At 28.7% G+C, this 11,271-nt stretch carries 10 protein-coding genes; 1 reads left to right on the top strand and 9 read right to left on the bottom strand.

Annotated features, from left to right (window positions below):
* Positions 1-203 precede the first annotated feature (203 nt).
* The 9 genes from M6G78_RS09940 to M6G78_RS09900 all read right to left on the bottom strand — a co-directional run bounded on the left by M6G78_RS09940 (position 204) and on the right by M6G78_RS09900 (position 10,365).
* Positions 204-1,691 (bottom strand): NAD(P)H-hydrate dehydratase, encoded by a 1,488-nt coding sequence (locus tag M6G78_RS09940; protein WP_138268035.1) that lies wholly within the window; start codon positions 1,689-1,691, stop codon positions 204-206.
* A gap of 131 nt (positions 1,692-1,822) precedes the next feature.
* The gene (locus M6G78_RS09935) at positions 1,823-3,313 is read right to left on the bottom strand and encodes a DUF2828 family protein (RefSeq protein ID WP_138268034.1); all 1,491 of its coding nucleotides are present in this window, start codon (positions 3,311-3,313) and stop codon (positions 1,823-1,825) included.
* A 307-nt stretch (positions 3,314-3,620) separates the two neighbouring features.
* Positions 3,621-4,538: a WYL domain-containing protein gene (locus M6G78_RS09930; protein WP_138268033.1), complete on the bottom strand. Its 918-nt coding sequence runs from the start codon at positions 4,536-4,538 to the stop codon at positions 3,621-3,623.
* Positions 4,528-5,772, bottom strand: a complete 1,245-nt coding sequence (locus M6G78_RS09925) for a WYL domain-containing protein (RefSeq protein ID WP_138268032.1) — start codon at positions 5,770-5,772, stop codon at positions 4,528-4,530. Before M6G78_RS09925 ends, M6G78_RS09930 begins: the two co-directional genes overlap by 11 nt.
* A gap of 156 nt (positions 5,773-5,928) precedes the next feature.
* Entirely contained in the window at positions 5,929-6,378 is a 450-nt protein-coding gene (locus M6G78_RS09920) for a zinc ribbon domain-containing protein (protein ID WP_138268031.1), read from the bottom strand.
* 119 nt (positions 6,379-6,497) lie between these two features.
* Complete coding sequence (locus tag M6G78_RS09915) at positions 6,498-6,941, bottom strand: GNAT family N-acetyltransferase (RefSeq protein ID WP_138268030.1); 444 nt, start codon at positions 6,939-6,941, stop codon at positions 6,498-6,500.
* Between the two features lie 72 nt (positions 6,942-7,013).
* Positions 7,014-8,924: a lysine--tRNA ligase gene (gene lysS, locus M6G78_RS09910; RefSeq protein WP_253230290.1), complete on the bottom strand. Its 1,911-nt coding sequence runs from the start codon at positions 8,922-8,924 to the stop codon at positions 7,014-7,016.
* A 17-nt stretch (positions 8,925-8,941) separates the two neighbouring features.
* A complete protein-coding gene (gene greA / locus M6G78_RS09905; RefSeq protein WP_253230289.1) occupies positions 8,942-9,418 on the bottom strand; it encodes a transcription elongation factor GreA in 477 nt (158 codons plus the stop codon).
* A 62-nt stretch (positions 9,419-9,480) separates the two neighbouring features.
* Positions 9,481-10,365 (bottom strand): hypothetical protein, encoded by an 885-nt coding sequence (locus M6G78_RS09900; RefSeq protein ID WP_253230288.1) that lies wholly within the window; start codon positions 10,363-10,365, stop codon positions 9,481-9,483.
* 95 nt (positions 10,366-10,460) lie between these two features.
* Here M6G78_RS09900 and murI point away from each other — a divergent pair, with 95 nt between their 5' ends.
* Entirely contained in the window at positions 10,461-11,270 is an 810-nt protein-coding gene (gene murI, locus M6G78_RS09895) for a glutamate racemase (RefSeq protein WP_253230287.1), read from the top strand.
* Position 11,271 lies beyond the last annotated feature (1 nt).

Here is an 11,271-nt window from a genome sequence, read left to right as displayed (position 1 = left end):
TTAACTTTTTTTGTCATTTTTTTTCATTGACTTCTTCTCGTATGCTTATCCAGCTATCCGCTCGAAACAGCTTTGTTATATTATCACTTTATTCCTTAACTGTCAATACCTTTTTTACACTTTTTTGCAGTTTTTTTTACAATTATTATTAATACTTGACTCTTACAGTTTACATTATTTACATTTTAAAGAATTATATACCTTTATTTTATTATTTCACTTATCGCTTCGGCAATGTTATTTACTGTATCGCTAGCAATCATGCTTATAGAATTTATTTTTTCCTGTGCCAATTCTCCGGCTCTACCGTTTATATATGAAGCGCCTGCTGTAGAAAGCAATAAATCATCATTATATGCGCACACTGCGGAAATTATACCAGATAACACATCACCACTTCCTGCAGTAGCCATTCCTACACAACCTCTATCTGTTATATATGCTTTTTCACCATTTGTTATAATAGTACTAGGTCCTTTTAATAACAAAATTACACCTTTTTCCCTTGCATAATTCATTGCTATTTTCAATGGATTTTCAAGTATTTCATCTATGGTAAGACCGGTTAAACGTGAAAATTCTTTTATATGAGGAGTCAGAATTAATTTACACTTTGTTTTTTCAAATATATTTTCATCCATCTTTGAAAGCATAGTTAATCCGTCTGCATCAATAACAAGTTTGCCATCATAATTTTCTAAAATATATTTTAACACCTTATAAGTTTCATCACTTAACCCTACCCCCATTCCAAAAGCAACGAGCTTTACTCCTTTAATGAGTCCGTCAATTTCTTTTTTATCAAATTCTATTTCTCCGTTTTTATCTTTCAAAGGATAAAGAGTGCTTTCTAAAATATGAGATGTTACATCAGAGCTTATACTATCAGGCAACCCTATTTTTACAACGCCTGCACCTGAGCGCATAGCTGCATTAGCCATACACGCAAGTCTTATTGCTCCGCTGTATTTCTTACATCCACCTATTAATGCAATATATCCATAACTGCCTTTATTTGAATAATTTTTTCTTTCCTTAAAAATTTCTTTTAAATCGTTTTTTTCAATTAAATAATAAGGTTCATCAACAGGTTTTATTCCAATATCACAGTTCACTTTATTTTTTATTACGTCTTTTGCCATATTTAAAAAGTGTCCTAATTTATAACCCCCAATGGAAACAGTTAAATCAGATGCAACACATAACGAACTCATACCACTATCTCCGTTTAGACCACTATTTATATCCACTGACACAACATATGCACCGCTTTTATTGATTTCATGGATAATCATACCTGCTAAACCTCTAACATCTCCTCTAAAACCTGTGCCAAGCATACAGTCAACTATCATATCATAATTTTCAAAGGTAGTTTCCTCACTGCATATTTCTACTTTTATCCCTGCTTCAACACATTTATCAAAATAAAACTTCCCATCTTCTGAAAACTTTTCTTTTATTAAAAATATAGTACAAGGAATATTGTTTTCATGTAATAAACTTGCTATAACATATCCGTCTCCTGCGTTATTGCCACTGCCGCATACAACGGCAACACTACCTTTCCATTTTACGCTTTTAAATACTCCTACCCCTGCTTTATACATAAGTTCCTTACTTGAAATATATTTTTCTATTGTATAAGCATCGCTTTTCCTCATATTTTCAACAGATAAAACTTTTATCATTTTTAAGCTCCTTTTAGTTTTAATCTCAATGAATATATTTATTTTATCACAAATTTTATTGTTAATAAAAATATAGGAACCTATTTAATAAAAAAAGACAACCAATTTTAGTTGTCTTTTCTATAATCCCTCTACGCTGAAATATCCTCATACCTTTTTGACATTAAAACATCTATCATAAAGTTATAAGGTTCACAGCTACCCTCTGCTACCATCTTAAAGATATTTGGAGAAAATCCGGATACAAGAATTACCCCCTGTTCATTTGCGCTAACCGCTTGATGCCCATATCTGCTGGCAACATTCCAAAATACAATCTCTGGAAGTTTATAACCATAAGATTCATACTTCCTCTTTGCTCTTTCAAAATTTGATATTTGAGCCCCTTCAACACACATATCAAACTCCATATCGGAAATAATAATAAGTCTCTTAGGAAGTTCTTCTTGCTTAATATGATTTTTAACAGCTGCATTTAAAATCAAATCAAATACTGCATCAATATTAGTATTTGCAATCTCATTAAATGAAGCAATATATCTAAACTGTTCAAAGAAAGTATCCCCTTTAATATCTATAAGCTCAGGTTTTTTTGAAAACTCAATAAATTTACCTTTAAATATACCCTTATTATGCTGTGCAAAGTATAATCCCAAGGACAATGCAACTGAAGCTGGCATTGGCTTTTGATCATAATACATAGAACCGGAAGTATCCACAACAGCGATTGTATTTTCATCACCTACGTAATTAGGCAATGCTTCCCACATTGTATTAAAAGCTATCTTATCCTCTTCTTTTACATCGTTGTTGTTTGAAAAATATAATTGCCACTCACGTAAATAAGGTTCCACCATTTCATATGGCATAATATTAGAAACATTAATTTTAGCTTCTCCTTTAGAAACATTGTTTAAATAAGCAAAATACCTTGAACGGTCATTTCTAATAAATGCATGTCTGTATTTATACATTGCTCTTGAAGGAAGTTTCTCATAATCAAAAGAGTAATCCTTTTGTCTTAGATTATTTTCGACTATATGTATATAATTACGAAGCTTAGAAAGTCTCTTTCTATAATTTGCATAACTTAACCCTAAAGATTTTGCAAAAAATTTTCCATTTTTTACAGCTACTCTACTTGAAGTATTAATAGAAGGCATCCATTTTGCCAAAAGAGATACATTTTCCCCTTTTATCATAGCTTCATAATCTTTATCTAATTGAATTTTTACATAACAAGCCATAGCGTCTTGTACAGGTGTATCTATCAAGCAGAACAAATCATCATAGCGACCGTATTCTGCTATATATTTTAAATTCTTTTCTACTATTTCAGGTTTATTATAAGCAAGCCATCTTAAAATAGTACGAAAAACTCTTCTTTCTCCTAAACCTCCCCTTATATCCCTTGCAAAGAATAGCAGTTTCATTGCAAGATTATCATTTTCATAAAATGCACGAATAAATCTATTCACTATATCATTTTCACTATTATTTCTAATTGCACCAACAGAAGAAAATAAATCTAAACAATAAGAGCCTGTTGTACTATATGTTTTTGCTCCATTTTCTGTAAAAGTATTATTTAATTTATTTTCTCTTTTTAAATATGCCCACATAAAAACTACCTCCTTTGCTTATTTTTTTATAATGGGAAACAAGGCACTTAAATTTGAGCTTATTTCTATATATAAACCATCATTGCTGTAAGTGCCTTTTACAAGATACAAGTTCTTTTTACGCACTCGGGCTTTCACCGGGCAGACCATACCTATGAAGTATGTGCTACTTAACTAGCTATACATAATCTCAACTTTGCTGTGCGTATCTTTAAAAGTTTTATATTTATTATTTCTAAATATCTTAACTACAAGCTTATTTTAGCATTATAAAATTCCCATATCATGGAAAAAAAGTTGCGAACTATTAAATATCGCAACTTTTTTGTTTTAATAATCTATCCTTTATTATATTAATAAAATGATCAGGACCAGTAACTTTTATCATTGTTCCAAAAGATAGTATTTCTATTAATATTTCCGTTTCATCACTTTTATCATAAAACATTCTGACTTTATAGAGTTTATCCTCAATCTTTACGACTTCCTTTTTAAAATAAGAAAAGTTGAACATTATCCTCTCAAGTGCATTTCTTTCATCTATAAGTTCAAAATCAACAAATCTTTGAGATTCTTCGTTTTCTATAACCACACTTTTTGAAAAATCAAAATTTCCCTCATATCTCTCCAAAGAAATTATTCTTCCTAAATTTATCCTGCTTGTATGTTTTTTATTTATACCCACAACTCTAAATTTATCATCCTTTTTAGAGTATTCTAGACTCTTAGGGAGAAAAACAACATTTACCTCTTTATCCTTTTTATTTTTCATATTAATTTTTAATGGATAAGAATTTTCTATTGCATCCATTATCAATCTAAAATTCTTTATATATTTTTTATCTTCATAATTATCAGCATCCAAATACCTATCAAAAAAATATATATCTTCCTTCAAAAATAAAGGTTCAATATCATCTAATTTTGGAATATCATCAATAAACAGCTTTATTCTGGAGTCTAAAAATATTGATTTTAACCACATTTTTTGAAGTGTTGTAAGAGGAAGAGTAGGTTTATGTTTTAAAGGCGTGGTACCGTCTTTTTTTATTAGGTTCCACTGCTCTTCTTCTATTGCTTTTATAATATTCATAACACTTTCATCAAAAGCATTTTCTTTAATTATCTTTTCAATATCCTGTTTATTTAATGGATTTTTTATGGCTTTTTCAATAATCTTTGCCATTGTGGAATAATACACACCATATAACTCGCTAAAAATCATTTTTTACCTCAATTTCATACATTTGATACATTTTTTCTATATCCTCTTTAAACTGTTTCTCTATTTTTTTATTTGAAAAACTTATATATTCTATTCTGCAAATAAAAGTTCTTATCCATGGCACAAGTTCCATACTATCATAAACATCTGCGCTAAATTTTAATTTATTATCACCTATTTCTTCGATTTTTCCACATCTCTTTTCTCTTTCCAAACGCTTTGGAATAAAAAATTCATCATCATTATATTTTATTGTAAATTCAACATGTTCTAGAGTGTTACTGTCTTTATTTCCCGTACTTACACCCCATATATATTTTTTGTTTTCCTCTAATTCCTTTCTTAATTCTTTAAATAGTTTATTTTTATTTCCCAATTTCACACTGACAATATTATCTATCCTGCAAGGAAATATTACTTTATCTTTCAGAGAATATGACATTAAATATTCTCTTCCGTTTTGCACGCTTATGTATATTTTTAATGGAACAACTTCATTTTCCTTTTTTACTTTCTTTCTTTGATTTATCGTTTTAATTTTAATTTCTCTTTCTTCTCTAATTGCATAAAAAACTTCTTCCATAATTTCGCTATCCATAGTATTGGTTATGTAATGATGTTTAAAATTAAACTTGCTTTTATCTTTTGGAACTTTATCCAAAAGATAGGACCCAATAACTCCGCAAGGTGCAATTTCCGAATAATAATCCAAACAATCAGTGTTCATAAACTTAGTATTTTTTGAACGGCTATAATATAAAGCTGAACCTTTCTTTTCTTTAACTATTATCCCTTGAGAAACATATTCATTTAATTTTTTCCTTACCGTTGATTCATCAAAAAATTTCGGATTATCAAAATTAATAAGAATATTATCTATTTCTTTCATAATCTCTTTTATAGACATAGAAATATCTTTAGAATATAGTATGTCAAACAAAATAAAATGAAGTGTAATATCTCCATTTGTAAAACTCTTTGCCTTCCATGCTTTATATAAAGGATTATGTTGTTCTAACCTAGAATCTATGGATATAAAAACATTTTTTCCTTCTTTTGTTTTATTAAAGCCCATATATTCCCCAAGCCAGCTTTCTATTCTTCTTTTTTCATTATCGTAAGATCTTGCACTTTTATTATCATACTCTTTGCGGCTTTTAAATCCATAAACATAAAATTCTCTCATATAATCTCTAATACGATTAAAATTTTTTACAAGTTCATTGTACGCCATTCAAACTACCTCTTATTAGAAAAGTAATACTAATATTTTATTTATTATAACAAATTGTTTAACAATTATGTTATAAAAAAGCTTTGGTAAATTTACCAAAGCTAAAACAATAATATTATTTATATTTAAAACTACAAAACATCTATTTCTAAAATATTATTTATCTATATCTCTCCAATAATTTAGTTTAGGAAGCAAATCAATCATATAAGCCCTAACTTCCTCCTTAGTATAGTTTTCTATGTACATATGCTCTACACAAAAATCGATAAGCTCATCAATATTATGATAAGTAAATTCCCCTTCATTATAACACCATTTACAATACTCTTCGTTAAATTCACCATTTGGTTCTTTACTTATTATAGAATCATCAAGAGGCATACCACAGCACTGACAAATTAGTTTTATAGGAGAACCTAAAAGAGTATTAATTGAAACATTAAAAACATTTGATAATAATTTTAGTGTTTCAGTATTAGGCAGAGTTTCTCCCATTTCCCAACGAGATACTGCCTGTCTTGTAACATACACCTTATTTGCAAGTTCTTCTTGAGACATTCCTTTTTCTTTTCTAAGTTTATAAATAATATCTTTTGTATCCATATTAATAACCTCCACCTTTAAAAGCATTATAATATTAATACAATCTTCTAACAAGCAACTGTTTGTTGCTAAAATTGATTATATATAAATATATGACCCCATAAAATTTATAAATAAAATTACTTTTCCATAACATAATTAACAAGAATAATTCCCTGCCTGTTTATTTGTTGTTTTTTCACAACCTTATACCCTCTTTTTTCAAAGAATGTTTTTGCTGTAATTGAGGAATGAGTTACAATTTTTTCATTTACATATTTTTCTAATAAATCACAAATAGAACTTCCAATCCCAACACCTTGATACTTTGAATGAACATACAAGCGGTCAAGATATCCCGTTCTATCCATATCTCCAAACCCTACAATCATTCCATTATTAGTAGCAACCAAAGTAAAATGTTTCTCTAATGAACTATTCCACTTTTCTAAATCTTCTTTTCCCGTCGCCCATACATCTAACTGTTCTTTGGTATAATCTTTTTTATTTATATTATGAACCGTATCATAAAATAACTTTATTACTTCTTCACAGTCTGAAGGTCTATACTTTCTTATTTTCATTTTTCTCCCCGTTTTAAATTATAAAAATAGACAGCTTGTATTACCAAGCTGCCCACTTATTTAATTTATATCTTAATATAATTTTGCACCTGCAGGGATTTTATCATCTACCATTAATAAGTTTAATCCTTCTTTTCCGTCTTCTTCATGTACCGCTGATATAAGCATACCTTCAGAATCAATCCCCATCATTTTTCTTGGTGGAAGATTTACTATTGCAATAGCTGTTTTACCTATTAATTCTTCAGGCTTATAATAATCACGAATACCGCTTAAGATTGTACGTTTACGGTCTGTTCCGTCATTAAGAGTAAATTTTAAAAGTTTTTTACTCTTTGGAACTTCTTCGCAGTTTTCGATTTTTACGGCACGAAAATCAGATTTTGAGAACGTTTCAAAATCTACCATTTCTTCAAAAAGAGGTTCGATTTTTACATTTGAAAAATCAATCTTTTTATCCTCTTCTTTTACTTCTACATTAGATTCACTAACTTTAGTATTTACACTGTCAAGTGGTTTCATTGTCGGGAATAAGATTACATCTCTTATTGAACTTTGATTTGTAAGAAGCATTACAAGTCTGTCTACACCAACACCTACACCGCCTGTTGGAGGAAGTCCAACTTCAAGAGCATTGATAAAGTCTGTATCGTATGGGTGAGCTTCTTCATCCCCTGTTGCTTTCTTTTCCATTTGTGCTGCAAATCTTTCTCTTTGATCAAATGGGTCGTTAAGTTCGCTAAATCCATTTGCATACTCATGACCTGCAACAAATAATTCAAATCTTTGAGTATATCTTTCATCATCAAGACATTTTTTAGCAAGTGGAGAAATTTCAACCGGATGATGTGTTACAAATGTAGGTTGAATTAAGTTTGCTTCACAATGTTCTTCAAACAACTCTTCTATAATTTTACCTATACCCCAGTCAGGTTCAGGTTCAACATTTAATTTTTTTGCTTCTGCTCTTGCCACTTCAATATCTGTTATTTTATCAAAATCAACACCTGTTGCTTCTGTTACTAAATCAACCATTTTAGCTTTTCTAAATGGTGCTTTAAGAGAAATTTCATGTTCTCCATATGTTATTGTATCACTGCCTACAGTATTTGTAGAAATGTAATCAAACATCTTTTCAATCATTTCCATTACATCGTTAAAATCTGCATATGATTGATATGATTCCATAGTGGTAAATTCTGGATTATGAGTAGCATCCATGCCTTCGTTTCTAAAAATTCTTCCTATTTCGTATACTCTGTTAAATCCGCCAACAATAAGTCTTTTTAAAGGAAGTTCCGTAGCAATTCTCATATACATTGGAATATCCAAAGTATTATGATGAGTAATAAACGGTCTTGCATTTGCACCACCTGCAAGCGTTCCGAGAACAGGAGTTTCAACTTCAATAAAACCTTCTCCATCCATAAAATCTCTCATGCATTTTACGATTTTTGAACGCATTAAGAAAACATCTTTTACTTCAGGGTTCATTATTAAATCAACATATCTTTGTCTATATCTAAGCTCAGGGTCTTTAAGTCCGTGGAATTTTTCAGGTAAAACTTGAATAGATTTACTAAGCATTGTTACCTTTTTAACTCTAACAGAAATTTGACCTCTTTGAGTTTTAAATACTTCTCCGTCTATTCCAAGAATATCCCCGATATCGTAAGATTTAATTAAAGCATATTCTTCTTCGCCAACAACATCTTTTTTTATGAAAAGTTGAATTTTATCAGTTGAATCCATTAAATCATAAAAACCAACCTTACCTTGTCCTCTTTTTGACATAAGACGACCTGCAATTTTTACTTCCTTGCCGTCGTATTCTTCAAACTTTTCATTAATATCTTTACAAAATGCATTATATTCAAATCTACATTCTTTATAAGGATATTTTCCTTGAGCTGTAAGTTCTTTAAATTTATCAATCTTTACTTTAACTACTTCAGGAACATTTTCATAAAAATCACTACTCATTTATCATCTCTCCATTCTTATTCTACTTCTAAAACTTTTAAATCAACTATTCCATCAGGAAGTTTAACCTTTGCTACTTCTCCAACTTTTTTACCTAAAAGAGCATTTCCAATAGGAGATTCATTTGAAATCTTATTGTTGTCTAAGTCTACTTCTTCACTTCCTACAATAATATATTCAACTTCTTCATCAAAATCAGTATCATAAACTTTTACTTTGCTTCCAAGAGAAACAACATCTTTTGTTTTTGTTTCATCATCAAAAATTAACGCATGTTTTAATTTATATTCAATTTCTCTTATTTCGCCTTCAATAAATCCTTGTTCTTGTTTTGCTTCATCATATTCAGCATTTTCACTTAAATCCCCGAATTCTCTGGCTGCTTTGATTTTCAAAGCAACTTCATGTCTTTTTTCGTCCTTTAAGTAATTTAATCTTTCTTCTAATTCTTTATATCCTTCTTTTGATAAGATTACTTCTTTACCAGTCATCAAAACTACCTCTTAACTATATTTTTCATTTATACTAATGGACTTATTATAATAACTCAAATTAATCATGTCAAGAGCTTAAACCCATTAAAAAACCGCATTTTTAAAGATTTTTTATGTAAAAATTCCTCTAAATTAATATTTAATATATCTTTTTTGTCGTTTATATTATTTTCTAATAATATAAGACCTTTTACAAAGGATAAATCAAAATAATCAATATCTATATTTTGAATATTAAAACCACTTGGAATAATTTTTACATCGTTAATTATCCTCTTACAATCTATATATTCATTCTTTTTATATAATGAAATATAATTTTTACATTCTATATGATTTATTTTATCGCTTAACATCTCTTTACTTAAATCAAATATATAGTCACATTTTTTCATTGAAGATATACTTTTACTTACATATATACTGCTTCCCGTATCTTTTAAAATATTACTTGCAATATTTTCCCCAATATAAGGATTATTAACAAAAAATATTACAAGTGAAAAATATTCACAAATCATCTTTATATATTCATAATTTGTATTTTTATCCAAACAAACCCCAACCTGTATTTTTTGTGCATCTTTTACCATTTTTTTTAATTTTAAAAAGAAAGCAATAAAATATATATCTTCATCATGAATATATGGAATATTGCACATTGAAAAATATTTTACATTAAAATCTCTCGGAAGACATATAAACCCCTCTTCATTATCAAAATAATTATTTATTAATCTTAAATTCCTATTTGATATGAAATTATTAAAATCCACCAAGAAAACACTCCCCACAACTTTAAAGGAACCGTCTTTAATTAAAAAAGGACCTTTTACTCTCCTTTGTTTAAAAATCATTTGATACAACCTTTCATACAGATTATTCCACTTAGAACAAGGAATTTTTTCCTCATACTTATCAATATCCAGCATATAACATAACTTCATAGGCTTCTCCTTCAATTATCTTGTTTTAATGTTATGTTTTTTATGATAGAATAATCACAGTAATTCAAATTTATTATAAAAAGAGGTCAATTTTAATGAGTAATAATCTACCAATAGGTATTTTAGACAGTGGAGTGGGAGGACTTACCGTTTTCAAACAAACAGAAAAACTCCTACCTAATGAAAATATAATTTACATAGGCGATACAAAAAGAATGCCTTATGGAAACAAAAACAAAGAAGACATAATTAAATATGCAAATGCAATGATAGCTTTTCTTGAAAAACATCATGTAAAAGCTGTTTTACTTGCCTGCAATACTATTTCATCTCATATTAAAAGTCTTAATGCAAATGTGCCTTTATTTAGTATTGTTAAAGCAGGAAGCGAATACGCGTTAAAAAAATGCGAAGAAGAAAATGATAATTTAATCGGGCTTATTGCAACAAAAGCTACTGTAGAAAGCGGATCATATAATAAAGAAATTCATAAAGTAAACGAAAATATTAAAATTATATCAAACGACTCAACAAGACTTCCAAAGGTAATAGACTCTCAAATCGAAAATAAACCCTTACTTAATGAACTTATAAAAGAATGTATACAGCCAATAGTAGATCAAAACAAAAATGTATCAAAATTAATTTTAGGCTGTTCACATTTCCCAATAATAGAAAGTGAAATAAACGAAATATATAAAAACCTTACTCTTTTAGACCCTGCGGAACAAATGGTAAGAAATGTAAAAAAATATTTGGAAGACTATGATTTCTTAAACAAAACAAAAGAAAGCTATAAATCTCTTTATACAACAGCAGATATTTTAGAATTCGTTTCATATATAAAAAGATTAAAAATAAACATAGACAAACTTGAAAAAATAAAATTATTTGAGGATGATTAAT

This window comes from Anaerofustis sp. NSJ-163, assembly GCF_024135845.1.
Classification (GTDB): Bacteria; Bacillota; Clostridia; order Eubacteriales; family Anaerofustaceae; genus Anaerofustis; species Anaerofustis butyriciformans.
This window is presented reverse-complemented; position numbering and strand designations above follow the sequence as displayed.

What these genes read in the sequence shown, in the direction of transcription:
- M6G78_RS09940 (WP_138268035.1), bottom strand. Translation starts at nt 1,691, where the DNA reads ATGATAAAAGTTTTATCTGTTGAAAATATGAGGAAAAGCGATGCTTAT.
- M6G78_RS09935 (WP_138268034.1), bottom strand. Translation starts at nt 3,313, where the DNA reads ATGTGGGCATATTTAAAAAGAGAAAATAAATTAAATAATACTTTTACA.
- M6G78_RS09930 (WP_138268033.1), bottom strand. Translation starts at nt 4,538, where the DNA reads ATGATTTTTAGCGAGTTATATGGTGTGTATTATTCCACAATGGCAAAG.
- M6G78_RS09925 (WP_138268032.1), bottom strand. Translation starts at nt 5,772, where the DNA reads ATGGCGTACAATGAACTTGTAAAAAATTTTAATCGTATTAGAGATTAT.
- M6G78_RS09920 (WP_138268031.1), bottom strand. Translation starts at nt 6,378, where the DNA reads ATGGATACAAAAGATATTATTTATAAACTTAGAAAAGAAAAAGGAATG.
- M6G78_RS09915 (WP_138268030.1), bottom strand. Translation starts at nt 6,941, where the DNA reads ATGAAAATAAGAAAGTATAGACCTTCAGACTGTGAAGAAGTAATAAAG.
- lysS (WP_253230290.1), bottom strand. Translation starts at nt 8,924, where the DNA reads ATGAGTAGTGATTTTTATGAAAATGTTCCTGAAGTAGTTAAAGTAAAG.
- M6G78_RS09900 (WP_253230288.1), bottom strand. Translation starts at nt 10,365, where the DNA reads ATGAAGTTATGTTATATGCTGGATATTGATAAGTATGAGGAAAAAATT.
- murI (WP_253230287.1), top strand. Translation starts at nt 10,461, where the DNA reads ATGAGTAATAATCTACCAATAGGTATTTTAGACAGTGGAGTGGGAGGA.